The sequence below is a fragment of the Pseudoxanthomonas sp. F11 genome (genome assembly GCF_037046485.1).
GTDB lineage: Bacteria > Pseudomonadota > Gammaproteobacteria > Xanthomonadales > Xanthomonadaceae > Pseudoxanthomonas_A.
In genome coordinates this window covers 29,035-55,060 of sequence record NZ_JBANLZ010000002.1, presented here as the reverse complement: position 1 = coordinate 55,060, position 26,026 = coordinate 29,035, and the positions used below count along the sequence as shown (strand labels likewise).

General features: G+C 68.8%; 23 protein-coding genes. 17 read left to right on the top strand and 6 right to left on the bottom strand.

All coding sequences use genetic code 11. The annotated features are described in order from the left end of the window. Position 1: 1 nt before the first annotated feature. Together V8246_RS05975 and plsB are read left to right on the top strand one after the other, a co-directional pair. Complete coding sequence (locus tag V8246_RS05975) at positions 2-130, top strand: hypothetical protein (protein ID WP_336188382.1); 129 nt, start codon at positions 2-4, stop codon at positions 128-130. Then, a complete protein-coding gene (gene plsB, locus V8246_RS05970) occupies positions 114-2,801 on the top strand; it encodes a glycerol-3-phosphate 1-O-acyltransferase PlsB (protein WP_336188381.1) in 2,688 nt (895 codons plus the stop codon). The genes V8246_RS05975 and plsB overlap by 17 nt, the downstream gene beginning before the upstream one ends. Before the next feature lie 3 nt (positions 2,802-2,804). Here plsB and V8246_RS05965 read toward each other — a convergent pair whose 3' ends face one another. Both V8246_RS05965 and V8246_RS05960 read right to left on the bottom strand, forming a co-directional pair. Next, entirely contained in the window at positions 2,805-3,494 is a 690-nt protein-coding gene (locus tag V8246_RS05965; RefSeq protein ID WP_185894530.1) for a GNAT family N-acyltransferase, read from the bottom strand. Between the two features lie 323 nt (positions 3,495-3,817). Further along, the gene (locus V8246_RS05960; RefSeq protein ID WP_336189046.1) at positions 3,818-4,036 is read right to left on the bottom strand and encodes a YdcH family protein; all 219 of its coding nucleotides are present in this window, start codon (positions 4,034-4,036) and stop codon (positions 3,818-3,820) included. Between the two features lie 35 nt (positions 4,037-4,071). Between V8246_RS05960 and ttcA the strand changes: the two genes are divergently transcribed. The 4 genes from ttcA (at position 4,072) to V8246_RS05940 (ending at position 7,527) form a co-directional block, all read left to right on the top strand. Beyond that, positions 4,072-4,995 (top strand): tRNA 2-thiocytidine(32) synthetase TtcA, encoded by a 924-nt coding sequence (gene ttcA, locus V8246_RS05955; protein ID WP_336188380.1) that lies wholly within the window; start codon positions 4,072-4,074, stop codon positions 4,993-4,995. Between the two features lie 82 nt (positions 4,996-5,077). Further along, positions 5,078-5,980 carry a recombination-associated protein RdgC gene (locus V8246_RS05950; protein WP_336188379.1) on the top strand — a complete coding sequence of 301 codons (903 nt, stop codon included), beginning with the start codon at positions 5,078-5,080 and terminating at the stop codon, positions 5,978-5,980. A 34-nt stretch (positions 5,981-6,014) separates the two neighbouring features. Continuing rightward, entirely contained in the window at positions 6,015-6,803 is a 789-nt protein-coding gene (locus tag V8246_RS05945) for a SprT family zinc-dependent metalloprotease (RefSeq protein WP_336188378.1), read from the top strand. 256 nt (positions 6,804-7,059) lie between these two features. Then, positions 7,060-7,527 (top strand): hypothetical protein, encoded by a 468-nt coding sequence (locus tag V8246_RS05940; RefSeq protein ID WP_336188377.1) that lies wholly within the window; start codon positions 7,060-7,062, stop codon positions 7,525-7,527. Here the strand turns inward: V8246_RS05940 and V8246_RS05935 are convergent, their stop codons facing one another. Further along, entirely contained in the window at positions 7,528-8,373 is an 846-nt protein-coding gene (locus V8246_RS05935; protein ID WP_336188376.1) for an alpha/beta hydrolase, read from the bottom strand. Then, positions 8,370-9,335 (bottom strand): ferrochelatase, encoded by a 966-nt coding sequence (gene hemH, locus V8246_RS05930; protein ID WP_336188375.1) that lies wholly within the window; start codon positions 9,333-9,335, stop codon positions 8,370-8,372. Before hemH ends, V8246_RS05935 begins: the two co-directional genes overlap by 4 nt. 147 nt (positions 9,336-9,482) lie before the next feature. On the opposite strand from hemH, the gene V8246_RS05925 reads away from it, so the two are divergent. The 4 genes from V8246_RS05925 to tatC all read left to right on the top strand — a co-directional run bounded on the left by V8246_RS05925 (position 9,483) and on the right by tatC (position 11,929). Next, positions 9,483-10,340 carry a lipid-binding SYLF domain-containing protein gene (locus V8246_RS05925; protein WP_336188374.1) on the top strand — a complete coding sequence of 286 codons (858 nt, stop codon included), beginning with the start codon at positions 9,483-9,485 and terminating at the stop codon, positions 10,338-10,340. A gap of 81 nt (positions 10,341-10,421) precedes the next feature. Beyond that, complete coding sequence (gene tatA / locus V8246_RS05920) at positions 10,422-10,640, top strand: Sec-independent protein translocase subunit TatA (RefSeq protein ID WP_162109394.1); 219 nt, start codon at positions 10,422-10,424, stop codon at positions 10,638-10,640. Positions 10,641-10,664: 24 nt separating this feature from the next. After that, positions 10,665-11,174 carry a Sec-independent protein translocase protein TatB gene (gene tatB, locus V8246_RS05915; protein WP_336188373.1) on the top strand — a complete coding sequence of 170 codons (510 nt, stop codon included), beginning with the start codon at positions 10,665-10,667 and terminating at the stop codon, positions 11,172-11,174. Beyond that, complete coding sequence (tatC, locus tag V8246_RS05910; RefSeq protein ID WP_162109396.1) at positions 11,171-11,929, top strand: twin-arginine translocase subunit TatC; 759 nt, start codon at positions 11,171-11,173, stop codon at positions 11,927-11,929. The genes tatB and tatC overlap by 4 nt, the downstream gene beginning before the upstream one ends. Before the next feature lie 112 nt (positions 11,930-12,041). Here the strand turns inward: tatC and V8246_RS05905 are convergent, their stop codons facing one another. Continuing rightward, entirely contained in the window at positions 12,042-12,920 is an 879-nt protein-coding gene (locus V8246_RS05905; protein WP_336188372.1) for a BPSS1780 family membrane protein, read from the bottom strand. 31 nt (positions 12,921-12,951) lie between these two features. Further along, entirely contained in the window at positions 12,952-13,677 is a 726-nt protein-coding gene (locus V8246_RS05900) for a glutamine amidotransferase (RefSeq protein ID WP_284448539.1), read from the bottom strand. Between the two features lie 83 nt (positions 13,678-13,760). On the opposite strand from V8246_RS05900, the gene glyQ reads away from it, so the two are divergent. From glyQ to V8246_RS05865, 7 genes are all read left to right on the top strand, one after another. Continuing rightward, positions 13,761-14,675 (top strand): glycine--tRNA ligase subunit alpha, encoded by a 915-nt coding sequence (gene glyQ / locus V8246_RS05895; protein ID WP_336188371.1) that lies wholly within the window; start codon positions 13,761-13,763, stop codon positions 14,673-14,675. A gap of 168 nt (positions 14,676-14,843) precedes the next feature. Continuing rightward, positions 14,844-16,940 (top strand): glycine--tRNA ligase subunit beta, encoded by a 2,097-nt coding sequence (glyS, locus tag V8246_RS05890; protein ID WP_336188370.1) that lies wholly within the window; start codon positions 14,844-14,846, stop codon positions 16,938-16,940. Between the two features lie 245 nt (positions 16,941-17,185). Continuing rightward, the gene (locus V8246_RS05885) at positions 17,186-18,970 is read left to right on the top strand and encodes an autotransporter assembly complex family protein (protein WP_336188369.1); all 1,785 of its coding nucleotides are present in this window, start codon (positions 17,186-17,188) and stop codon (positions 18,968-18,970) included. After that, positions 18,967-22,797, top strand: coding sequence for a translocation/assembly module TamB domain-containing protein (locus tag V8246_RS05880; protein WP_336188368.1), 3,831 nt, complete (start codon positions 18,967-18,969; stop codon positions 22,795-22,797). The genes V8246_RS05885 and V8246_RS05880 overlap by 4 nt, the downstream gene beginning before the upstream one ends. Positions 22,798-22,831: 34 nt before the next feature. Next, positions 22,832-23,545: an SIMPL domain-containing protein gene (locus tag V8246_RS05875; RefSeq protein ID WP_336188367.1), complete on the top strand. Its 714-nt coding sequence runs from the start codon at positions 22,832-22,834 to the stop codon at positions 23,543-23,545. An 83-nt stretch (positions 23,546-23,628) separates the two neighbouring features. Continuing rightward, positions 23,629-25,770: a S46 family peptidase gene (locus V8246_RS05870; protein WP_336188366.1), complete on the top strand. Its 2,142-nt coding sequence runs from the start codon at positions 23,629-23,631 to the stop codon at positions 25,768-25,770. Further along, entirely contained in the window at positions 25,767-25,937 is a 171-nt protein-coding gene (locus tag V8246_RS05865) for an oxidoreductase-like domain-containing protein (RefSeq protein ID WP_336188365.1), read from the top strand. Before V8246_RS05870 ends, V8246_RS05865 begins: the two co-directional genes overlap by 4 nt. Positions 25,938-26,026: the final 89 nt, after the last annotated feature.

Below are 26,026 nucleotides of genomic sequence, written 5' to 3'. Positions count from 1 at the left end.
CATGTCTGTCACGCGCAATGCCCGCGCCCCGGCGCTGGAGACGTGGGGAGCGGACAGGCGGCTGACGCTGCGCGCGGTCGCCGCTTTCCAGCCGGTCGCAGGCGTGCGCCATAATGCGGCCGATGCCTGAACAGAATTCCCTGCCGTTCCCGGACGCCCCGAAACCCCCGACGCCGGCGCAGAAGCCCGCGACGACGGATGCGCCCGCGCCCGACGCGGCGGCGCCCCCGGCGGCCGACCACGACCCTGCCGCGCCGACTGCCGGCGTCCCGATGGCCCCGCCATCGCCCATCCGCCAGGCCAAGCGGCCGCTGTGGGCGCGCCTGCTCGGCCGCGTCGCCGATCCGTGGCTGGCGCTGAACATCGAACCCGAGGCGCCGGGCGGACTGCTGGATGGCCGTCCGGTCTGCTACGTGCTGGAAGACTACGGCCTGTCCAACGCCCTGATCCTCGACCGCGCCTGCCGCGATGTCGGACTGCCCTCACCGCTGGTGCCCCTGCCGGTGGGCGGCAATCCGCTGGGCCGCAAGCGCGCCTACGTGGCGCTGTCGCGCCGCAACGCCAGCACGCTGATTCCCGACCAGGTCAGCGCCAAGACCCATTCCGGTTCCCTGGCCCGGCTGCTGCAGGCGCACCGCGGCAATCCGGCGCTGGACGTGCAGCTGGTACCGGTATCGATCTTCGTCGGTCGCGCGCCGGACAAGCAGAGCGGCTGGTTCTCGGTGCTGTTCTCGGAGAACTGGGCCATCGTCGGCCGGTTCCGCCGCCTGCTGGCCATCCTGCTCAACGGCCGCGGCACCATCGTGCGCTTCGCGCCGCCGGTCTCGCTGCGCGACACGGTCGATGAAGGGCTGGAACCCGAACGCACCGTCCGCAAGCTGTCGCGCGTGCTGCGCACGCACTTCCACCGCATCCGCGAGGCCGTCATCGGCCCCGACCTGTCCACGCGCCGCCTGCTGGTGGACCAGGTGCTGGCCGCCGAGCCGGTGAAGGAAGCCATCGCCGAGCAGGCCCGGCGCGACAAGTCCAAGCCCGAGGACGCCTGGAAGAAGGCCCACGCCTACGCCTGGGAGATCGCCGCCGACTACTCCAACCCCGTGGTGCGTTCGGCCAGCTTCCTGCTGAGCCACGTGTGGAACCAGATCTACGACGGCGTGCTGGTCCACCACCTGGACAAGTTCAAGGACGCCGCGCCCGGCCACGAAGTGGTCTACGTGCCCTGCCACCGCAGCCACATGGACTACCTGCTGCTGTCGTACCTGCTGTACGAACGCGGCATCGTGCCGCCGCACATCGCCGCCGGCATCAACCTCAACCTGCCGGTGGTGGGCACGCTGCTGCGCAAGGGCGGTGCGTTCTTCATGCGTCGCAGCTTCCGCGGCAACCCGCTGTATTCGGCGGTGTTCACCGAATACGTGGCGCAGCTGGTGTCCGGCGGCTACTCGCTGGAGTACTTCATCGAGGGCGGACGCTCGCGCACCGGCCGGCTGCTGCCGCCCAAGGGCGGCATGATCTCGATGACCGTGCGCGCCTTCCTGCGCCAGCCGCGCAAGCCCGTGCTGTTCCAGCCCGTCTACATCGGCTACGAAAAGCTGCTGGAAGGCACCAGTTACCTGGACGAACTCAGCGGCCGCCCGAAGGAGAAGGAATCCATCTGGGCCGTGCTGTGGGGCATCCCCAAGGTGCTGCGGCAGAACTACGGCCAGGTGGTGGTGAACTTCGGCGAGCCGATCCCGCTGAACGACGCGCTGGCCAAACACGCGCCGGAATGGGATGGCGCGCCGGTCGGCGAAGAGGAGAAGCCCGCATGGCTCTCCGATATCGTCGATGCGCTGGCCCAGCAGATCCAGGTCAACATCAACCGCGCCGCCGACGTGAACCCGATCAACCTGCTGGCGCTGGCGCTGCTGTCCACGCCCAAGCACGCGATGGGCGAAGCCGACCTGGTCGCGCAGATCGAGCTGTCCAAGACGCTGCTGGCGGAACTGCCGTACTCCGACCGCGTGACCGTCACCCCGCACTCGCCCGACCGCATCATCTCCCACGCCGAGGAGATCAACATGCTGCAGCGGATCAAGCATCCGCTGGGCGATGTGCTGAGCGTGGACGACGACACCGCGGTCCTGCTGAGCTACTACCGCAACAACGTGCTGCACCTGTTCACGGCGTCGTCGTGGATCGCCTGCTGCTTCCAGAACAACCGCCGCATGAGCCGTGCCGGCGTGCTGCGGCTGGGGCGCACGCTGTATCCCTTCCTGCAGGCCGAGCTGTTCCTGCCGTGGAGCGAGGACGAATTCGCCGAGCGCATGGAGCGCACCATCGAGGTGTTCGTCCGCGAAGGCCTGTTGCAGCAGGTCAACGAGGACGACGGCGGCATCCTGGCGCGCAGCGCGGGGCAGACCGACGAAGTGTTCCGCCTGCGCGCGATCGGCCATTCGCTGCAGCAGGCCTTCGAGCGCTATTACATCGCCATCTCGGTACTGGTGAAGAACGGCCCGGGTACGCTGGGCGCGGCCGAACTGGAGAGCCTGTGCCAGCAGGCCGCACAGCGCCTCAGCCTGCTGTACGCGCCGGCCGCGCCGGAATTCTTCGACAAGACGCTGTTCCGCGGCTTCATCCAGAAGCTGCGCGAACTGAAGCTGGTCTGGCCGGACGAGAACAGCAAGCTGGTGTTCGACGAACGCCTGGACGCCTGGGCGCGCGACGCCAAGGCCATCCTGGGGCGCGAACTGCGCCACACCATCGAGAAAGTCAGCCCGGAGGCCGCGCGCCCGGCGGAACTGCCGCCCGCGCAGGACTGAGCCTCAGCCGGCCACGTTGAAGCTGCGTGTCAGCCACGCCTTGGCGGGCATCGCGCGCACCGGGTCGCGGACCAGGTGCAGCAGTGGCGAACCGCACTCGGACAGGTGCGGCTCGTCGTCCAGCACCAGCACCATGCGAAGCAGGTCCACGCCGCCCGGCAGGATCGCAGGCGGCAGGTACTCGCGGAAGCCGTAGTGCTCGAACACGCCGTGCAGGAACGGCTCGCAGGCCAGCAGACAGAACTGGATCCGCGACTCCTGCGCCCAGCGATAGGCTTCTTCCATCAGCCGATCGACGACCGGTTTGCTGCGCTGGTCGGCCTGCACCGCGAACCGCGTGCCCACCGCCACCTGGGCCAACGGCCAGGTCCGCGCGAAGGCGTCGATCTGGAACAGGCTGCCGTACTCCACCTGCACCGCCAGCGGCGAAAAGTCGTGCAGGCGCAGCGTGGCGACCGCCTGCGCGCCCTTCTCCACCGCCAGCGTGGTGCCGCAGGCATCCAGGCCGTCGGTGACACGCTTGCTGCGGTCACCGAACTGGCCCTGCTCGTGGAAGTACACCTCACGGCGCAGGCGCGGCACGTCGCCCAGCGGGTCGCCGGGCGCGATGCGCCGCATGCGCAGCCCCATGCCCGCCGTCGCTTGGTCTGCAGAGCCCGCAGCCGCCAGCGCATCGCGCAGGCGCGGTTCCATGCGGGGATTGAAGGGTGTGTCCTGCTGCATGCCGCTCCCTCGCCACGGCGCACAGCGCGCATGGCTCGTCGTTGGGGACCGCGGCGCCGGCAGGACGGCATGCGGTCGGGTCGTCGGGGAAACCCCCACACCCGGGACTGAAGCAAGCATCGGGCCAACTCGGCGAAACCAGGGCAGGGCGCAAGCAGGCGCCGCTCGCCCCGCATGTTTCAGGGAGTTGGCTCCCTCGTCGTCGGGAAGGGGCCGGGGCTGCGCCGACTGAGGTGACGCCCCGCGTCAGATTCGGCCGACCGTGGCGCGGCACCGTGATCCCGGGGAACCGGTCAGGCGGGCTCGTCCGGGATCAGCGCGCTTTCCAGCCGCGCGATGCAGTCCTTCAGCCACAGCTTGCGCTTCTTCAGGCGCTTGACCGCCAGTTCGTCGGCCTCGGTGTCGCCGGCCAGGCGCGCGATGGTCGCATCCAGATCGCGGTGCTCCAGCCGCAGCGCGGCGATCTTCTCGGCGATGTCGGCAGGGTCGGCGTCCACCCGGCGAGCGTACACCGCCCGCGGCAAGGCCGTCACCGCACCCCGGTACAATGACGGCCATGAGTACCGTCCTGCCCCTGCCCGACCCCGTCCTGCGCCGTCCGGCCGCCGATCCGCGCCGCAGCGCGCACGAGCAGGGCAAGCTGGCCAAGCGCCTGCGCCGGCAAGTGGGCCAGGCGATCGCCGACTTCGGCATGATCGAGGAAGGCGACAAGGTGATGGTGTGCCTGTCCGGCGGCAAGGACAGCTACACGATGCTGGACATCCTGCTGCAGCTGCAGAAGAAGGCGCCGGTCCGCTTCGATCTGGTGGCGGTGAACCTGGATCAGAAGCAGCCGGATTTCCCCGAACACGTGCTGCCGGAATACCTGGCCCGCGTCGGCGTGCCGTTCCACATCATCGAGCAGGACACCTATTCGGTGGTCAGCCGGGTCATTCCGGAAGGCAAGACCATGTGCTCGCTGTGCTCGCGCCTGCGCCGCGGTGCGTTGTACAGCTACGCCGAGGAGAACGGCTTCACCAAGATCGCGTTGGGCCACCACCGCGACGACCTCGTGGCCACGTTCTTCCTGAACATGTTCTTCCACGCCAAGCTCTCCGGCATGCCGCCCAAGCTGCTGTCCGACAACGGCAAGCATGTGGTGATCCGCCCGCTGGCCTATGTGCGCGAGGACGACATCGCGCAGTACGCGGAAGCGAAGGCGTTCCCGATCATTCCCTGCAACCTGTGCGGCAGCCAGGAGAACCTGCAGCGCAAGCAGGTCAAGAAGATGATGGACGCCTGGGAGCGCGAGTCTCCCGGCCGCATCGAGACCATCGCGCGCGCGCTGGGCGACATCCGCCCCTCGCAGCTGTCCGACCCGAAGCTGTTCGATTTCCTCTCGCTCGGCCATCGCGAGGGCGCGGCGCTTCCCGACGCGCATGCGTGGCTGGCAGGTGGGGAATCGGGACTGGAGAACGGGGAATCGTCGTAGCCGACGCGCTTCGTTCCCTCGCCACGCCTTTGCTCCTGCCGCTTCGATTCCCCACTCTCCATTCCCCACTTCCGGCTCTTCAATGTTCTTTCGCAATCTCACGCTGTTCCGCTTCCCCACCTCCCTCGATTTTTCCCAGCTCGATGAACTCCTCCCCGAGGCCGCGCTCAAGCCCGTCGGCCCGCTGGAGCTGTCTTCGCGCGGCTTCATTTCGCCGTTCGGCCGTGGCGAACAGGCGCTGTCCCATCGCATCAACGATGCGATCTGGTTGAGCGTGGGCGGCGAGGACAAGATCCTGCCCGGCGCCGTGGTCAACGACCTGCTGCAGAAGAAGCTGCAGGAGATCGAGGAGAAGGAAGGCCGCAAGCCCGGCGGCAAGACCCGCAAGCGGCTGAAGGACGACCTGCTGCACGAGCTGCTGCCGCGCGCGTTCGTGAAGCCCTCGCGTACCGATGCACTGATCGACCTGGAGCACGGCTTCATCGCCGTCGATGCGTCCTCGCGCAAGACCGGCGAGAACGTGGTCTCGGAAGTGCGCCGCGCGCTGGGCAGCTTCCCTGCGCTGCCGCTCAATGCCGAAGTCGCGCCGCGCAGCGTGCTGACCGGCTGGATCGCCGGCGAACCGCTGCCCGAAGGCCTGTCGCTGGGCGAGGAATGCGAGCTGAAGGACGCGATGGAAGGCGGTGCGGTGGTCAAATGCCAGAACCAGGAACTGCAGAGCGACGAGATCGCCAAGCACCTGGAGGCCGGCAAGCAGGTCACCAAGCTCGCGCTGGTGCTGGACGACCACGTGTCGTTCGTCCTCGGCGAGGACCTGATCGTGCGCAAGCTGAAGTTCCTCGACGGCGCGGTCGACCAGCTGGAGAACACCGAGCACGACGACCTGCGCGCCGAACTCGACGCCCGCTTCGCCCTGATGGCCGGCGAACTGAAGCGACTGTTCCTGGTGCTGGAGCACGCGCTGAAGCTCAGCAAGGCCGATTGAGTCACCCGCCGGGTGCCGCGGCTATGATGCGCGCATGCCGTCCGTGTTCCATCGCCTGATCGCCCGCGCGCCCCGCAGCGTCGAACGGGACACCGTGGCGCTGGAACTGGACGATGGCCGCCGGCTGGAGGTGCAGCGCGTCCGCGACCCGCGCGCCAAGCGGCTGAAGCTGAGCGTCGACGAGCGCGGCGCGCGACTCACGCTGCCCTGGCGCGCCAGCCTGGTCGCTGGGGATCGTTTCCTGCACCAGCACCGCGACTGGCTGACCCAACAGCTCGCGCGTCATGCGCCGGACGAGGACATCGTGGCGCTCGTTCCGGGCGTGGCCACGCACCTGCCGCTGCGTGGCGAGCACCTCCCGCTGCACTGGCACGAAGGCCGCTTCGCCCGCATCGCGCGGCAGGACGACGGCATCCACATCGACCTGCCCGCACGCGCGAGCGCTGCATCGCTGCGACGGACACTGCGCGCGTTCTACGAAGCCGAGGCACGTACCGACATCGGCCGTTGGCTGCCCGGCTATCTCGCGGGGCTGCCCCGCGCGCCACGCCAGATCCGGCTGAAAGTGATGTCCTCCCAATGGGGCTCGCTGGCGCCGGATGGCACGCTGACCCTGGACCTCGCGCTGGTCCTGGGCCGGTCTTCGGCGTTCGAGTACGTGCTGGTCCACGAGCTGTGCCATCTGCTGCAGGCCAACCACTCGCCGGCGTTCTGGCATGAAGTCGAGGCCCGCTTCCCGGCCTGGCGCGACGAGCGCGCCTGGTTCCACGCCGAAGGACGCCGGCTGAAAGCCCGCCTGCGCGGCCTGCTGGCCGAGGACTGACCGGGCCTCTCCCCGCATCGTCCGGCCCTGTCCGGAATGAGACGAACATCACGATTTCTCCTGGCAAGCCCCAGGGCGCGCCAGTAGGGATCGCAGGCGCGGCCTGGGGTCTCTTTCACCGATCGACGCCGCCATGCCCCCTTCCCTGCGCGCCCGCGCTCCGTCAGCCCCTTTGCCCGCCGCTTCGGCCCCGTCCGTCGTCCGCTCGCTGAAAGCGTTCTCCCTGTATGCGTCGCCCCACGAGGAAACGGCGGCCATGGTCGCCGCGCGTCGCGCGCTGATGAGCCGCAAGGGCCTGTCCGTGGAGGAGGCCAATGAGCGGGCGCGGGAGCGCCGACGGGCGGCCAGCCAGATCCAGCGGTTCGACCGGCCCGCACGGTGGCTGGCATTGGCCCTGTTCGCCGCCGGCGCCCTGGCGTGGTCCGGCAGCACGCAGGGCTCCATTGCCATCCTCGCCGCCGGATACGCTCTGCTGGCCGTGACCATGGTGGCCCTGCTGGCACGGGTCACCCGCACGCCCGTGGCCGCGCGGATGCCGCTGGATCACTACCATCTACCCGACGAACAGCTCGCCAGCGCTGAGGACATCGCCCTGCTGCGGCGCCTGGCGCAGCAGGACAGCGAGCTGGATGCCGCCACCACGGCCTGGTGGCGCAGTACCGCCCCCATCCGCAAGGGCGACATTCGCCTGGCGCTGGATTTCCACCACGCCCGGCAGGACTGATCAGGCCCGCAGGAACGGGCCTATCAACATCGCGACGCGGGCCGGGTCCTCCATGTGGAGGTGGTGGGTGCCGGCGACGACGTGCAGCCGACCGTCCGGCAGCAGACTCGCCCGCCGGCTGCGCAGCGGCTCCGGAAAATACGGCTGCGGCGGATCGGCGTAGACCACGGTCGTCGGGCAGCCGATGCCGGCCACCAGGGCCGCCAGCTGCGCCTCGTCCAGGCGCTGCGGCGTGGGCAGGGTCAGGCGCGGGTCGCTGCTCCACACGAAGCCGCCCTCGACCGGCCGCACGCCCCGCTCGACCAGCAGCCGTGCAGCTGCTTCGCTCAACTGGTTGGCCTGCATGCGCGCCCGCACCGGCGCGGCCAGATCGGCGAACACCCGCAACCGTTTGCCCGGCAGCGCGCGCGCCGCGGCGATGGCTTCGCGCCACCGGTCCGCCGTGCGTTCGACCGTTTCGGCCAGCCCGCCCAGCGCCTCGATCACGACCAGCCGCTGCACGCGGTGCGGCACGGCGGCCGCCATCAGGCTGGCGATGCCGGCCCCCATCGAATGACCGAGCAGGGAGAAGGTCTCCCAGCCCAGCGCATCGGCGATGTCCAGCACCGCGTTCACCGCTACGCCGCTGGTGTATTCGGCGCCCGGCGCCAGATGCGCGCTGCGGCCATGACCCGGCAGGTCTGGGGCGACCAGCTGGATACCCGCAAGATGGTCGGCCAACGGTACGAAGCTGGCCGCATTGTCCAACCAGCCGTGCAGCGCCAGCACGCGCGGACCGTCGTGGCCCGCGCGCAGGCCGGTGATGCGCCCGAGCGGGATATCGACCTCGAATTCGCGCAACGTCATGCCGCTTCGTCTGCGACCCGGCGCGCCAGCGCAGCCAGCGCGTCGGCATGCGCGGGCGCGTCGTTGAGGCATGGGATGTAGCGCAGCGCCTCACCGCCGGCGGCATGGAACAGCTCGGCGTTCTGCATCGCGATCTCTTCCAGCGTCTCCAGGCAATCGACCGCGAAGCCGGGGCAGACCACGTCGACCCGCCGCACGCCGCGCGCGGCCATGGCCTGCAGCGTGGCGTCCGTGGCGGGTTCCAGCCAGCGTTCCTTGCCGAAGCGCGACTGGTAGGTCAGCGTCCACTCGCCATCGCGCAGACCCAACGCCTGCACGATGGCCCGCGTGCTGGCTTCGCAGCGCTGCGGGTAGGGGTCGCCGTTGCGCGCCAGCCGCTGCGGCAGCCCGTGGTAGGAGAACAACAGGTGCTCACCCGCTCCGTGTTCCGCACGCCAGGAGCGAATCGATTCGACCACCGCCGCGACCCAGCCGGGATCGACCGGATAGTCCTCGATGAACCGCACGTCCAGGCCGCGGGCCTCGCGCGTCACCACATCGCGCACCGACTCGGTGGTCGTGGTCGAGTACTGCGGATAGAGCGGCAGCACCACCACCTTACGCACGCCTTCGGCCCGCCAGGCCTGCAGGCGCGCGCCGATGGAAGGCTGGCCGTAGCGCATGGCGTCCTGCACGCGCCATCCGGGCAGGCGGGCCTGCACCGCCCCGGCCAGCCGCCGCGTGTAGACCGCCAGCGGCGAACCTTCCGGCATCCAGATGCTGGCGTACTTGGCGGCGGCCTTCGGGCCACGCAGCGGCAGGATGATGAAGTGCAGCAGCGGGCACCACAGCCAGCGCGTCAGCTGCACTACGCGGTGGTCGTGCAGGAATTCGGCCAGATAACGCCTGACCGCGCGTGGCGTCGGCGCTTCGGGCGTTCCCAGATTGACGATCAGCAGGGCGGTGGAGGATGTGTCGGTCATCCGCGTATTGTGGCAGAGCGGACCGACCGCACGACCTGAAGACCTCCCTCGTCGCGACACCCGCTGGCGTCAGCACTGATTCATCCGTGCCCGCCTACTTTCAATCGCTTGCAGCGTGTTGCTGCCATATCGCTTACGGAGCCCGCCATGAACCGCACCTCCCGCCGCCTGCTGACGCCCACTGCGCTCGCGCTGGCCGCCGCCCTGTTCGCCGGCCAGGCCATCGCGGGGCCGAAGGAGGACGCGCGCGCCACCAACGCGGTACGCGTGCTCAACGAGATCCAGCGCATCCCCGAGAACGGCATCCCCGACAAACTGCTGGACGAAGGCAAGGCGATCATCGTCATCCCCGACACCCTGAAGGCCGGGCTGGTGATCGGCGGTCGCCGCGGCCACGGCCTGATGTCGGTGAAGAACCCCGACGGCAGCTGGTCGCAGCCGGTCTTCGTCAAACTCACCGGTGGCAGCATCGGCTTCCAGGCCGGCGTGCAGTCCTCGGACGTGGTGCTGGTGTTCCGCAACGACCGGTCGCTGGATTCCATCGTCAACGGCAAGGTCACCCTGGGTGCCGACGCCGGCGTGGCCGCGGGGCCGGTGGGCCGCAACGCCAGCGCGGCCACCGACGGCCAGCTGAAGGCCGAGATCTGGTCGTGGTCGCGTGCGCGCGGCCTGTTCGCGGGCGTGGCCCTGGACGGCGCTGTGCTGCAGATCGATGACGAGGCCAACACGGCCGTCTACGGCAGCGCGGCCACCCCGCGCGCCATCTTCGAGAGCCGCGCCGGCCAACCGTCCGATGCCGTGGTCGGCTTCCGGGACCAGCTGGAGGAAGTCACCGAGCTGGCCCGCGGCAACCGCGGCACCGGCGGCGGCGCACCGTCCGCCACCACGCAGGCACCGGCACCCGCGGTGGCGCCGGTGGTGGTGGAGGCGCCCGCGCAGACGCAGGGCTTCGAGCCGGTGCAGGACGGCGAAGTACGCACCGAGCCGCTGGACGGCACGCCATAACGGAAGTCATGGGGCGCGGGCGTCATCCTCACCCCCCGCCTGCGCTATCCTGAGCGCCCTAACTTTTCCTGCGAGCACACCATGGGCGGTTTGAGCATCTGGCATTGGATCATCGTGCTGGTGGTCGTGCTGCTGGTCTTCGGCACCAAGCGCCTGCGCAGCGCCGGCAAGGATCTCGGCGAGGCCGTGAAGGGCTTCAAGGAAGGCATGCGCGACGACAAGCCGGCCGGCCAGCTGGACGACCAGTCCCGCAGCGACGAAACCAGCGCCTCCAAAGAGCGCGACCGCGACGCCCGCTGATCCGGCGGGGCTCCCGCCGCGACCATGTTCGACATCGGTTTCAGTGAACTGCTGGTCATCGCGGTCGTCGCGTTGATCGTGCTGGGCCCCGAACGCCTGCCCAAGGCGGCGCGGTTCGCCGGGCTGTGGGTGCGACGCGCGCGCGCGCAGTGGTACTCGGTCAAGGACGAACTGGAACGCGAGCTCGCTTCCGAAGAACTCAAGCGCAACCTCAAGGACGCCCAGGACGCCCTGCGCGACACCGAGCAGCGCATCCGCGACAGTGCGCGCGAGACCGAACGCCAGTTCGAGGACGTGCGCCAGGCGGTGCGCGACGATGCCAAGGCCCTGCGCGAGGACGTCGAGTCCGCGATCACGCCGCCCGCGCTCGCCAGGCCGCCGGTCGCCTCGCCCGATCCGGCGCCGGCGATCGAAGAGGAAGGCCGCCCGGCGTCGACGACCACCGACGCGCACGATGAGGCAACGACGGATGACGCGCACGCGTCCGATGTCGGCACGACCGCGGACCTGTTCCCGCCGAAGGAGCCGCGATGAACCGCGAGGCGCCGGGGCAGGATGCCGAAAGCAGCCTGATGGAGCACCTGCTGGAGCTGCGCACGCGGCTGGTCCGCGGACTGGCGGGCACCGGGCTGATCCTGCTGGCGCTGTTGCCGTTCGTGCGCCAGTTATACGACCACCTCGCCCGACCGCTGATCTCCCAGCTGCCTGCGGGCCAGGCCACCCAGATGATCGCCAGCGACCCGACCTCGGGCTTCTTCGCGCCGATCAAGCTGGCGTTCTTCCTCGCCCTTTTCCTGTCGTCGCCCTGGCTGCTGTTCCAGGCCTGGAGCTTCGTCGCGCCCGGCCTGTACAGGCACGAGAAGCGGCTGGCCATGCCGCTGCTGGTCTCGGCGATCGTGCTGTTCTACGCCGGCTGCGCGTTCGCCTACTTCCTGGTGCTGCCCAGCGTGTTCCATGCGCTGACCGTGTTCACGCCGGACATCGTGACGCTGGCGCCGGACCCGGCGAAGTACCTGGACTTCGTGATGGTGATCTTCCTGGCCTTCGGCGTCAGCTTCGAGCTGCCGGTGGCGCTGGTGATCATGGTGTTGCTGGGCTGGGTGACCCCGCAGCAGCTGCGCGAAGGCCGCGGCTACGCCATCGTCGGCGTGTTCGTGGTGGCCGCACTGATCACGCCGCCGGACGTGGTCTCGCAACTGATGCTCGCCATCCCGATGTGTCTGCTGTACGAGTTGGGTATCGTGGCGGCGGGATGGTTGAAGCCGCGCCCGCGCCCCGACAGCGCCTGAGCGCACAGGACGCTGCGCACGCGGCAGCGCGCTCCCGCAGCGGGAACTACCGCTTGATTCCCTGTCGGTTCCGCAAGCGGACCGTGGCCCGCCCTATCGCGATACAGACGGCTCAGACTTCAATGCGGGTCGGCGCCGCCGATGCACCCGACACCGGGCTTCCACCCAGCATCTGCCGCCACGCCGCGTAAGCCGCGCCAGCCAGTACCGGCATGACGACCGCCATCAGCACGAACTGCCACAGCCCCATCGCAAGCGTCGGCCCCAGCACCAGCGCCAGCAGCGACGCCACCAGCAGCGATCCCATGCCGACGGCGAAGATCGCGATGCCCGCCAGCAGGTAGAACACCAGCATCGCGGTCCAGTTGTGGGCGCACGCGCGCAGGCTGTTGCGCATGGCATGGACCACGTGCGTGTTCGAGAACAGGATCTGCGGCGAGGCGATGAAGGTCATCCACTTCACCGCCACGAACACCACCGCCACCAGCAACAGCCACAGCAGCAGGCGTCCGGCCGGCAGGCCTTCCACCAGCGAAGGGTCCGGCTGTCCGCCGGCCGCCGCGATGGCCTGCATCTGCTGGTAGACATCCGCCAGGCGCTGCAGCTGTTCGGTGCCCACCATGACGAACAGCAGCGCGCCCATCACCAGGGCCGCCAGCAGCTGCGGCAGCAGCGTGGCCAGCAGCGCAGGCGCATGGCCGTCGCGCACGGGTTGCAGCAGGTTGGACGGCGTCGCGGGGCGACCCTCATCGACCTCGCGGACCGCCCACAGCATACCGGCGAAGAACAACGGCCCCGCCAGCACCAGCAGGAACTGCATGGCCAACGTCATGGCAGGCAGCGTCACCGCGACCAGCATCACGCCCATGGAGAGCAATCCCCACAGCACGGACAGCGTGGCCAGCGGCACCGGCGCGCGCTTCAGCAGGGCGAAGCCCGCCAGCAGCCATTCCGCGCCGGCACTGGCCGGCACCTTGTTGATCGTCGACATCGGGATTCTCTGGGGAGGGTGCAGCGGTGGATCAGCGCGCGTGCAGTCCACGCGCGTGGCGGACGAACCGCCGCAATAGTTTGCGGGCTTGCGGCGCCGCCGTCACGTTGCGGGCGATGGTGCCGGGGCAGTGCCCCTCGCTGCGCAGGTGCTCGGCGCGGGCATGCACGTAGCCGCGCATGTGATGGGTGGCGAATTCGGGGTGGAACTGCACGCCCCAGGCGCGGTCGCGCCAGCGGAAGGCATGGCAGTCGTCCTGCGCCGAGCGCGCCAGCACCGTGGCACCCTCCGGCGGCCGGGCCACCGTCTGCACGTGGGTGGCGTGGGCGGTGAACTTCAGCGGCAGCGCCGAGAACAGGGGGTCGTCCTGGGCGGGCGGGTGCAGGTCGATGTGGACGGTGCCCGATTCGCGCCCGGCCGGGTTGTACGCCACCTCGCCCCCCAGCGCATGCGCCAGCAACTGGTGGCCGTAGCAGATGCCCAGCAGCGGCAGGCCCTCGTGGGCCGCCTCGCGCAGCCATTCGGCGCTGCGCTCGCTCCAGTCCGCGCGGTCGGTGACCATCGCGGCTGAGCCGCTGACGATGACGCCGGCGAACCCCTCGCGTCCCGGCAGCGCATCGCCGCGCTCCACGTTCGCCACCACCGTCTCGCCGGCCTCCAGGCCGGCCGCCACGCGGATCCAGTGGGGGAAGCCACCATAGCGCCGCATCGAGCGCACCGGCTGGCCGGTTTCGACGATGAGGAACGGGGCTTTCACGCGGGCATCCACGGCGGCAAACATCGGCGGAATAAGGGCTTGCCCGTATACTAGCCCGCTTTTCCGCAGTGCACGATAACGCCATGGCCGGACACACAATTTCACCGGTAACCTTCCAGGGTCTGATCCAGACGCTGAACCAGTACTGGGCCGATCAGGGCTGCGTCCTGATCCAGCCGCTGGACCTGGAAGTGGGTGCCGGCACGTTCCATCCGGCCACCTTCCTGCGCGCGCTGGGTCCGGAGCCGTGGAATGCCGCTTACGTGCAACCCAGCCGCCGCCCCACCGACGGCCGCTACGGCGAAAATCCCAACCGCCTGCAGCGGTACTACCAGTACCAGGTGGTGATGAAGCCCAACCCCGACAACATCCAGGAACTGTACCTGGGGTCGCTGAAGGCGCTGGGCATCGACCCGCGCGTGCACGACCTGCGCTTCGTCGAGGACAACTGGGAATCGCCGACCCTCGGCGCCTGGGGCCTGGGCTGGGAGGTCTGGCTCAACGGCATGGAAGTCACCCAGTTCACCTATTTCCAGCAGGCCGGTGGCCTGGAGTGCCGTCCCGTGCTGGGCGAAATCACCTACGGCCTGGAACGCCTCTGCATGTACCTGCAGAACGTCGACAACGTCTATGACCTGGTCTGGACCGTCGGCCCGCAGGGCGTGGTGAAGTACGGCGACGTGTACCACCAGAACGAGGTGGAACAGAGCACGTACAACTTCGAGCATGCCGACGTGGAGGAACTGTTCCACCGCTTCGACGCCTGCGAGAAGGAAGCATTGAAGCTGGTCGACGTCGGCCTGCCGCTGCCCGCCTACGAGCAGGTCTGCAAGGCCAGCCACAGCTTCAACCTGCTGGACGCGCGCCGCGCGATCTCCGTGACCGAACGCCAGCGCTACATCCTGCGCGTGCGCAAGCTGGCGCAGGCGGTGGCCGAGGCGTACTACGCGCAGCGCGAGAAGCTGGGCTTCCCGGGATTGAAGAAAGACAACGCATAGAGCCCCTCTCCCCTCGGCGACCGCAGGAAGTCCCTGTGGGAGAGAGGGGTTGAGGAGAGGGGCGATGGAGTTCCGATGGTTTGACCGTCATGACTCCGTTCGCCCCTCATCCGCCCTTCGGGCACCTTCTCCCGAAGGGAGAAGGGAACAACTCAAGGTTGCATGCACATGAGCGAACAAAAATCCCTGCTGGTCGAACTCGGCACTGAAGAACTGCCGGTCAAGGCATTGCCCGGCCTGGCGCAGGCCTTCTTCGATGGCGTGATCACCGCATTGGAGAAGCGCGGCATCGGCTTCGAGCGTGGCGATGCCAAACCGCTGTACACGCCGCGCCGCCTGGCGGTGCTGCTGCCGGCCGTGGATGTGGAGCAGCCGGAACAGAAGTCCGAAGTGCTGGGGCCGTACCTCAACATCGCGCTGGACGCGAACGGCGCGCCGACCAAGGCGCTGGAAGGCTTCGCTGCGAAAGCGGGGATCGACTGGACGGCGCTGGAACGCACCACCGACGGGAAGGGCGAGCGCTTCGTCCACCGTGCGGTGAAGCCGGGCGCCAAGACCGCCGACCTGCTGGCCGACATCGTGCGCGAGGCGCTGGCCGGCATGCCGATCCCCAAGCCGATGCGCTGGGGTGCGCACGAGTATGCGTTCGCGCGCCCCGTGCACTGGCTGGTGCTGCTGCTGGGCAAGGACGTGGTGCCGGCCCAGGTGCTGGGCGTGACGTCCGACCGCATGAGCCGCGGCCATCGCTTCGAACACGACAAGCCGGTGTGGATCAACGACCCAGGCGATTACGTGATGGCCCTGCAGGGCGCGAAGGTACTGGTCGATCCCGACGCCCGCCGCGCGCGCATCGTCGCCGAAGTCGAGAAAGCGGCCGCACAGGCCGGTGGCAGCGCGCGCATCACCGACGACAATCTGGAGCAGGTGGTCTGTCTGACCGAGTGGCCGGCGGCGGTGCTGTGCAGTTTCGAATCCGCCTTCCTGGCCGTGCCGCAGGAAGCGCTGATCGAGACGATGGAGATCAACCAGAAGTTCTTCCCGGTGCTCAGCGATGGCGGCAAGCTAACCGAGCATTTCGTCGGCATCGCCAACATCGAGTCGCAGAACGTCGATGAAGTGCGCAAGGGCTACGAGCGCGTGATCCGTCCGCGCTTCTCCGACGCCAAGTTCTTCTTCGACGAGGACCTGAAGCAGGGCTTGGTGTCGATGGGCGACGGTCTGAAGACCGTCACCTACCAGGCCAAGCTGGGCAGCGTCGCCGACAAGGTCGCGCGCGTGGCCGCGCTGGCAGAAGCCATTGCCGCACAGGTCGGCGCCGATCCCGCCCAGGCACGCCGGGCCGCCGAGCTGGCGAAGAACGACCTGCAGTCGCGCATGGTCAACGAGTTCCCCGAACTGCAGGGCATCGCCGGGCGCCATTACGCCCTCGCCGCAGGCGAGCCGAAGGAGATCGCGCTGGCCATCGACGAGGCCTACCAGCCGCGCTTCGCCGGCGACGACATCGCGCTGTCGCCGCTGGGCAAGGTGCTCGCCATCGCCGAGCGACTGGATACGCTCGCTGGCGGTTTCGCCGCGGGCCTGAAGCCGACGGGCAACAAGGACCCGTTCGCGCTGCGGCGTAATGCGCTGGGATTGGCGAGGACGGTGATCGAGAGTGGGTTCAATCTCGATGTACGGCAGTTGATCTACAAAGCCATCGAGCTGCTTCCGGGTGCCGTACAGCCTCATGCGGACCGCAACACGGAAACCATGGGTCTGGATCTCTACGACTTCATCCTCGACCGCCTGCGCGGCTACTACGCCGACAAGGGCGTGCCTGCCGCGCACTTCAACGCGGTCGCCGAACTGAAGCCAGCCTCGCTGTACGACTTCGACACGCGCCTGGATGCCATCGGCACGTTCGCCACGTTGCAGGAGGCCGAGGCGCTGGCCGCGGCGAACAAGCGCATCGGCAACATCCTGAAGAAGGCCGACATCGCCATTCCGCATGCCGTGGACCGCGCGCTGCTCAGCGACCCGGCCGAAAGCGCGCTGGCCGAAGCGGTGGAAGCCGTGCTCGGCGAGACCGACGAAGCCCTGCACCACCACGACTACGTCACCGTACTGAACCACCTCGCCCGCCTGCGACCGCAGGTGGACGCGTTCTTCGACAGCGTGATGGTCAACGCCGACGATCCGGCCGTGCGCGCCAACCGCCTGGCCCTGCTCAAGCGCCTGGCCGACCGCTTCCGCGCGGTGGCGGCCATCGAGCATCTGTCCACCTGAGTCCAGCGCCGCACGTCCCGCCATCGTCCCGGCGCAGGCCGGGACCCATTGGCTCTGGAAGGGCCGATTCGGATGCGACGGAGGGAAGTCGCGGGGTCCCGACTTTCGCCGGGATGACGGGCGTCGGCACGCAGGGCGACGTGCCATTTCACATTTGGCGTATGCCCGCGTTTCGCGTGAACGATGTTGCACAGGATCGCGGCTGACCTTCACCGCGTTTAACCCGCACCCGGTATCCTGCCCGCATGCGTCGACTCCCCCGCCTCGCCACCTTCGCCGTCCTGCTTGCCACCACGGCGCCTGCCTGGGCGGCGGCCATCGTCGACAAGGTGAGCATCGAAGGCCTGGACGACGAACTGATGGTCGAGAACGTCAACGCCGCGCTCTCCCTCAACGACTCGCTGGGCAAGCGGCTGGGCGAGTCGCGCCTGGAGTACCTGCTCGACGAAGCGGCCGCCGAAACACGCGAGGCGCTGGAGCCGTTCGGCTACTACTCGCCCACAATCACCGTCGAGGCGCCACGCACCGAAGCCGCCGACGACGAACGCCTGACGGTCACCGTGCGGGTGCAGCTGGGCGAACCGGTGCGCGTGCGCCGGCGCGACCTGTCCATCGAAGGCGAAGGCGGCGAAGACCGCTACCTGAAGGAGGACCTGGAGGCCTTCGCGCCCAAGGTCGGCGAGGTGTTCGACCACACCACCTACGAAGCCAGCAAGCTGGCCATCGTGCGCCGCCTGGCCGACCGCGGCTACTTCGACGCCGACTTCACCCACCGCCGCGTGGAGGTCACCCGCGCGGACCGCGCTGCCGACATCGCCCTGGGCTGGGTCAGCGGCATCCGCTACGACATGGGCCCCACCACCTTCTTGCAGGACAAGTTCGATCCGGGCCTGCTGGACAAGCTGGTGTACTGGGAAGAAGGCAGCTACTTCCACCAGGGCAAGCTCGACCGCCTGCGCGAATCGCTGGTGGGGCTGGACTACTTTTCCAGCATCGACATCCAGGCCAACCCGGACAAGGCCGAGGACGGCCGCGTGCCGATCGACGTCAAGCTGGAGCTGGCCAAGCGCGACATCTACACCGCCGGCGTCAGCTATGGCACCGAGAGCGGCCCCGGTGTCCGCCTGGGGCTGGACCGGCGGTACGTCAATTCGCGCGGGCACAAACTGTCCACGCACCTTGACTATGCGCAGAAGCGCAAGACGCTGCTGACCCAGTACCGCATCCCCGCCTTCAAATGGCTGGACGGCTGGTACGCCGTCGGCCTGCAGGCCAGCGACGAACAAACCGACTACATCGACCTGCGCCATGTCGAGTTCACGGGCAGCCGCAGCGGGCAGGTCAGCGAGGACTGGACGGCGGTCGCCTCGATCCACGCGCTGCGCGAGCGCTGGCGCTATATCGAGAACGATCCGCTTACCGGCCTGCCCGACACCGCCGTGCAATACGCCACGTTCACCTATCCCTCGCTGCGCGCGGACTACACCAACTCGCCGGTGGGCTCGAACCGGCCCGACCAGCTGGCCGGCTCCATCCTCCTGCGCGGCGGCGTGGACGGCGCGGGTTCGGACGCCAACTTCCTGCAGTTCCACATGCGTGCGCGCTGGTCGCAGCAGTACAAGACCAACAGCGCGCTGATCGTGCGCGGCGAGTACGGCCATACCTTCACCAGCTCGCTGGTGGCCATGCCCCCGTCGCTGCGCTTCTTCGCCGGTGGCGACCGCAGCATCCGCGGCTACGCCTGGCGCGAAGTCGGACCGCGCCGCGGGGACTATGCGCTGGGCGCGAAGAACGTGCTCACGGGCAGCGTCGAGTACGAGTTCTATCCCAAGGGCGGCCCGTACGGCGGTGCGGTGTTCGTGGACACCGGCAGCGCCTTCGACGGTACGCGCCCGCAGCTGAGTACCGGCATCGGCGTCGGCCTGCGCTGGCGTTCACCGGTGGGACCGGTGCGGCTGGACATCGCGCATGGACTGGATGATCCGGACTCCAGCTTCCAGCTCTATCTCAACATCGGGACCGACCTGTGAAGCGACGCGCGCCCGACAACCTGACGCCCGAGGAGCGCGAAGCCCGCATCGCCGAACTGCGCGCGCGCCGCCGTGCGCGCATGCGCACGCTGGCGATCCGCAGCGCGATCGGCACCGGCGTGCTGGTGGTGTTGCTGAGCATCGGCCTGTACTGGCTGCTGCAGACCGTCGCCGGCCGCGACGTGCTGCTGGCCCAGATCCAGGCGCGACTGCCCGCGGATGCTTCGCTGACGTACCGGTCGGTCGAGGGTCCCATCGCTGGCCCGCTGACCCTGCGCGGCGTGGATTTCCGCTGGGACGCCATCCGCTTCACCGCCGACGAAGTCTATCTGGAACCGGACCTGCGGCCGCTGCTGGGCAAACGCCTGCGCCTGGACGTGCTGAAGCTGCACGGTGCGATGCTCGACGTGCCCGAGAGCGATGAACCGTTCGAGCTGCCGCGCTGGCCCGACCTGCTGCCGCAGATCGAGATGCCGCTGGCGATCCAGGCCGACCGCCTGGAGATCGACCGGTTCCTGATCCGGCAGAACGGCCAGCCCGTCATCGACATCGCGCGCGCTACGGGTGGTCTGGACATCGGCAACGGCTACGTGCACGCGGAGAAGCTGGCCATCGCCAGCGACCGCGGCGCGTTCGGCGTGCAGGGCGATTACGCGCCGCGCGACAATTACGAAACGGACCTGACGGCGACCGGCGTGTTCCCCGCCACGATGGGCCGCACCCCGGCCCGCCTCGGCCTGGTGGCGCGCGGCAATCGCACGCGGATGAACGTCGGCCTGGCCGGCGCCGCACCGGCGCCGCTGCGCGCGACGCTGACGTTGCGCGGCGAGACGAAGCCCACATGGAACTTCGCCGCGAAAACCGAAGCGCTGGACCTGTCGCTGTTGGGCGTGATGGAGGACAGCACGCCGGTGGCGTTCGATCTGGTGGCCAAGGGCGCCGGAGGTGCGGCGGACCTGCAGGGCTCGGTGCAGCAGGGCGATATCGCCGTGGTGATCGAGCCCTCGCATGCGCGCATCGACGGTGAAGTGCTGACCGTGGAACCGCTGGCCATCCGTGCGTTCGACGGCTACGCCTCCCTGCGCGGCCGCGCGGATTTCACGGCGCCGGAGAATCCCGAGTTCCGGTTTGCGGTGAATGCCCGCGGCCTGCGCTGGGGCACGGAAGCGGACAGCATGATCGGCGCCGAAGGCGACTTCGGCCTGGCCGGCAAGCGGGAAGCCTGGGCCGCCATCGGCAAGGCCACGCTGACGCGCGGCGAGGACAGCGCGCTGCTGGAGTTCGACGGCCGCGGCAACGCCGAGCGCGTGCGACTGCAGACGCTGCGCGCCAGCATGCCGACCGGCACGCTGGAGGCGACCGGGACCGTCGGCTGGTCGCCGGTGCTGGACTGGGATATCGCCGCGACGCTGGCCGGTTTCGATCCCGGCTATTTCGCCGCGGGATGGAACGGCAACCTCTCCGGCAACCTCACATCGAAGGGACGCCAGCGCGAGGACGGCCTGTTCCAGGGCACGCTGGACGTACCGAAGCTCGCCGGGCGCCTGCGCGACCGACCGCTGGACGCGCGCGGCACGTTCGCGCTGGATGGCCGAGACGGCCAGGGCGATCTTGCGCTCTCGCTGGGTGGCAGCCGGGTTACCGCCAAGGGCAAGGTCGGCGACACGCTGGACGTGGTCGCGGATCTCCGTCCGTTGAATCTGGCCGACCTGGCACCGGGCGCCAGCGGCACGCTGGCGGGCTCGCTCGCGCTGACCGGCGCACGCACCGCACCCAACATCGAGGCCGATCTCGGGGGCGAAAACCTGCGCTGGAACGACTGGAGCGCCGGCGCACTCAGCCTGCGCGGCCGCCTGCCCTGGCGCAGCGGCAATGGCGAACTCGCCCTGCAGGGCCGCAGCGTAGACATCGGTACGGTACTGGACAGCGTGCAACTCGATGCGCGGGGTGCGGTGGAAGACCTGCGCTTCGACGCCGATGCGCGCAACGCCATGGGCGCGGTCGCGCTGTCGGGCGCTGCGCGGAAGCGCGGTGCCGACTGGCAGGGTACGCTCGACGCGCTGCGCATCGCCCCCTCGAAGGGGAACCCGTGGACCTTGCGGCAGCCGGCGCGCTTGGCGCAGAACGGCGCCAACTGGACGCTGTCGGAAAGCTGCCTGGCCTCGGACATCGGCGGCGCGCTGTGCGCCAGCGCCGACTGGCCGCGACGCGGCTTGCAGGTGCGTGGCGATGCCTTGTCGCTGGCGCTGGTCCAGCCCTGGCTGCCGCCCAGCAACGGTCGCCCGCTGACGCTGCGCGGCGAGTTCACCCTCGATGCGACGCTCCGCCCCGCCGGCAATGCGTGGCAAGGCCAAGTGCGCCTGGCCTCGCTGGATGGCGGCCTGAAGATGGGCACCACGGCGCGCGGCGAGATCATCCGGTACGACAACTTCACTCTCGATGTCGATTTCACCCCGCAGCGCATCCAGGGCCGCCTGGGCACCGGCTTCAAGGGCGACGGCTACGTCGATGCCACCTTCAACACCGGCTGGGATGCATTCGCGCCGTTGAAGGGCGACCTGTACTTCCACAACTCGCGCCTGTTCTGGATGGAACTGTTCTCGCCGGATCTCGTGCGCCCGCGCGGCAAGCTGGCCGGGCATATCGGCGTGGCGGGCACCCGCGGGCGCCCGCTGCTCAGCGGCGAGGCGACCCTGACCGAGTTCACCGGCGAACTGCCCGCGCTGGGCGTGTCGCTGGTGGACGGCGGCGCCGAACTGGTCGCGCTGTCCGACGGCAGCGCGCGCATCGACGGCAGCATGAAGACGGTGTCCTCCACCGGCGGCACCGGCACCGGCGGCGTGCTCAACGTGGCCGGCACCCTGGGCTGGAACAACGACACCACGCCACTGCAGTTCCAGGTGCGCGGCGACAACGTCCTCGTGGCCGACACCACCGACCTGCGTGCGGTGGCCTCGCCCAATCTGCAGGTGGGCTTCGCCGACAACACCATCCAGGTCCGCGGCGAGGTGGGCATACCTTCGGCGACCATCGACGTGGAGAAGCTGGACGACGGCGTGTCCGCCTCGGAGGACGTGGTGGTGCTGGACCCGGCCGATCCCGAGCGTGCGCCCAGTTCGCGACTGGACCTGGACCTGTCGCTGAAGGTGGGCGACGAGGTCAGGCTGAAAGGCTACGGCCTGGAGGGCACGCTGGCCGGCACGCTGCACGTGCGTTCGCAGCCAGGCCGCGAGATGCTGGCCACGGGCCGGCTGGACGTGGACGGTCGTTACGAGGCCTACGGGCAAAAGCTGCGCATCACCCGCGGCGAGCTGACGTGGAGCAACAACGCCGTGTCCGATCCACGCATCAACATCCGCGCCGAACGCGAGGTGGTCAGCGCCAGCGTCACCGCCGGTATCGACGTGACCGGGCGCGCCAGCCAGCCGCGCGCACGCGTGTGGTCCAACCCGGCCATGTCCGAATCCGAAGCACTCGCCTACCTGGTGCTGGGCCGCTCGCTGAACACCGCCAGCAGCGACGAAAGCCAGCGCATCAACGCCGCATCGTCGGCACTGGGCGCGGGTGCGGGCCTGCTGGCATCGCAGCTGGGCGCGAAGATCGGCCTGGACGATGCCGGCGTGCTGGAATCGCGCACGCTGGGCGGCTCGGTGTTCGGCGTGGGCAAGTACCTCTCGCCGAAGCTGTACGTCAGCTACGGCGTGTCGATGATCGGGTCCGGTTCGGCGGTGACGCTGAAGTACCTGCTGCGCAAGGGCTTCGACGTGGAGATCGAATCCAGCACCATCGAAACGCGCGGCTCGATCAACTGGCGCAAGGAGAAGTGATTACACTGCGGGCTCCTTCAAGCGGGAGACCCGTATGCGCAGCACGCACTGCCTCTTGCTCTTGCTGACCCTGCTGCCGTTTCCTCTGGTGGCCGGTACACCGCTCCCTGATGCGCCGCATATCGTGGTGACAGGCGAGGGAAAGACGGGCGCTCGCCCCGACAGTGCCAGCATTACGCTCGACTTCAGCCAGCGCGCCACGCAGCCGTTGCCGGCCAAGCAAGCCGTCGACCAGCAGGTCAACGCACTGCTTGAGGCCACCGCACGCTTCGATGTCGCCGCGGACGGTGTCCGCGCATCGGATTTGCGCACCGAGGAAGACGTCGACTACGACGACAAGGGACGCCGCATCTCCAATGGGTACGTCGCGGAACGCTCCGTCGTCGTCGTGCTGAAGGACGTGGAACGTCTGAACGCGTTCCTTGATGCGGCGCTGGCTGCGGGCGCCGACGACGTTTCGGATGTCGTCCTGGCTTCCACCCAGGCAGACTCGCTGCGCGCTTCAGCAAAACAGCAAGCGGTGGAGAACGCGCGACAGAAGGCCACCGAGATGGCGGGCGCCTTCGGTGTCGCGCTTGGCGGGGTTTACAGTATCGACAGCATCAATTCCAGATATGCGAACGCATGGAGCGGCGCGACCCTGGATCGGGTACAGGTCACCGGTTCGCGAAGCGAAGGGGGCCGGTACCTGCAGCCCAGGGTGGAGTATTCGGAAAGCGTCAGTGTGGTCTTCGAACTGAAGCGCTGATCGCCACGCGCGGCGACATACCGACGTTTGCCGCCGCTGCAGGATGCCGCTATCGTCTTGGCTCAATGTTCCGAGTCGAGACGATGCGCCGCCAACTGACTGCTTCCGCCCTCGCACTGGGTCTTGCCCTCGCCCTGCCCGTCCACGCCGACGAAGGCATGTGGATGCCCTCGCAGCTGCCGCAACTGGCCAAGCCGCTGCGCCACGCTGGTTTCAAGGGCGACCCGAAGACACTGGCCGAGGTCACCGCCGCACCGCTGAGCGCCGTCGTGCGCGCCGGCGGCGGCACCGGCGCCTTCGTCTCGCCGGACGGGCTGGTGCTCACCAACCATCACGTGGCGTATGGCGTCATCCAGTACAACAGCAAGGCGGATCGGAACCTGATCGACCACGGCTTCATTGCCGGCGATCTTGCCGCCGAGCTGCCCGCCAATCCGGATTTCCGCGTGCTGGTCACGGTGGGCTACGACAAGGTGACCGACGCCGTGCTGAAGGATGCGGCCGGCAAGACCGGACGGGCCTACTTCGACGCCGTAGACCGCGCCAGCAAAGCTATCGTTGCCGAGTGCGAGCAGGAAGCCGGTGTGCGCTGCAGCGTGGCGAACATGTACTACGGCACCGACTTCTACCGCATCAAACAGCTGGAACTGCGCGACATCCGGCTGGTCTACGCACCGCCCCGCGCGATCGGCAACTACGGCGACGAGATCGACAATTTCATGTGGCCGCGCCACACCGGCGATTTCACCCTGCTACGCGCCTACGTGGGCAGGGACGGCAAGCCGGCCGCCTACAGCCCGGACAACGTGCCTTATCGCGCGCCCGCGCACCTGTCGCTGGCGAAGGACGGACCGAAGGCCGGCGACTACGCGATGCTGGCCGGTTACCCGGGCACGACATACCGGCACCGCACCGCCGCCGAGTTCCACGAGCAAGTCAACTGGGCGCTGCCGGCGCGCGTGGCCGTGTTCGACCAGTTGATCGAGGTGATCGAGGCGGCCGGCAAGCAGGATGCCGACGCGAAGACGCGCTATGCCGCACAGTTGCAGTCGCTGAAGAACAACCGCAAGCGCGCCGCCGGCGAACTGGAAGGCCTGCGTCGCAGCGATGCCGTGCGCGTCCGCGCGGAGGACGAGCGCGGCATGCTGGCGACCGACGCGGCAGCGAAGGAGCGGGCGGACATCGACGCGCTTGCCGCCTCGATCGCCGGCGACTCGGCGATGCGCGAGCGGGAACTGTTGCTGTCGCTGTTCGGCTCGCAGTCCCAATTGATGCGCAGCGCGATCACACTGGAACGGCTGCGCGTGGAATCGGCCAAACCGGACGCCGAGCGCGAGGGCGGCTACCAGGCGCGCGACCACGCCCTGATCGAAGGCGTCCTGAAGCAGGTACAGCGCCGCTATGCGCCGGAGGTGGAGAAAGCCCTGCTGACGGCCTTGCTGACGCGCTACCAGCAGTTGCCGGACGCACAGCGCCTGCCCGGTTTCGATGCCGCCTTCGGCCGCACGCCCGCCGTACTGAAGCAGGCACTGGATGCGCTGTACGCGAACACGAAGCTGGGCGATGAGGCCGAACGCCTGTCGCGCTTCGCGGCCGCGCGCGAAGGCCGGCCGATGGCGGCCGACCCGCTGATCGACCTGGCGGCGACGCTGGTGCCGGTGCAACTGGCGCTGGAGCAGGAGCGCAAGACCCGCGCGGGCGAGCAGCTTCGTCTTCGCCCGGCGTACATGCGTGCGCTGTTCGCCTGGCGCCAGCAGCAGGGGCGCGCGCTGTACCCGGATGCTAACGGTACGCTGCGCGTGAGCTTCGGCAGGGTGGACGGATTCTCGCCACGCGACGGCGTGCAGTACACGCCGGTGACCACGGTGGCCGGGATCGTCGAAAAGAACACCGGCGAGGTGCCGTTCGACGCGCCGAAACCATTGCTGGATGCGATCGCCAAAGGCGATTTCGCCGGCACCGAAGATCCGGCGCTGAAGACGCAGACGGTCAACTTCCTCACCAACCTGGACACGACCGGCGGCAATTCGGGCTCGCCGGTGCTCAACGCACGTGGCGAACTGATCGGCCTGAACTTCGACAGCAACTGGGAATCCGTCAGCGCCAGCTGGATGTTCGACCCGCGCTACAAGCGCGCGGTGCATGTGGACATGCGTTACCTGCGCTGGTTGATGGGCAAGGTCTATCCCGCGCCGCATCTGCTGAAGGAAATGGGCGCCCAGTGACGCCCGACGACGACCCACGTCCCCTCGAACCCGAGCCGCCGCTGCCCAGCGACTGCTGCAACAGCGGCTGCCCGATCTGCGTGCATGACCTGTATGCGGAGCAGCTGCAGCACTATCGCGAGCAGCTGGCGGCGTGGAAGCAGCGGCATCCCGAAGAACCTCTGTAGGAGCGACGTAAATCGCGACCGCACGCTTTCCCGCGTGCAAGGCTTGCTCTCCTGCATGGATGGTGCGTCGTCGCTGAAGATCCACGGTC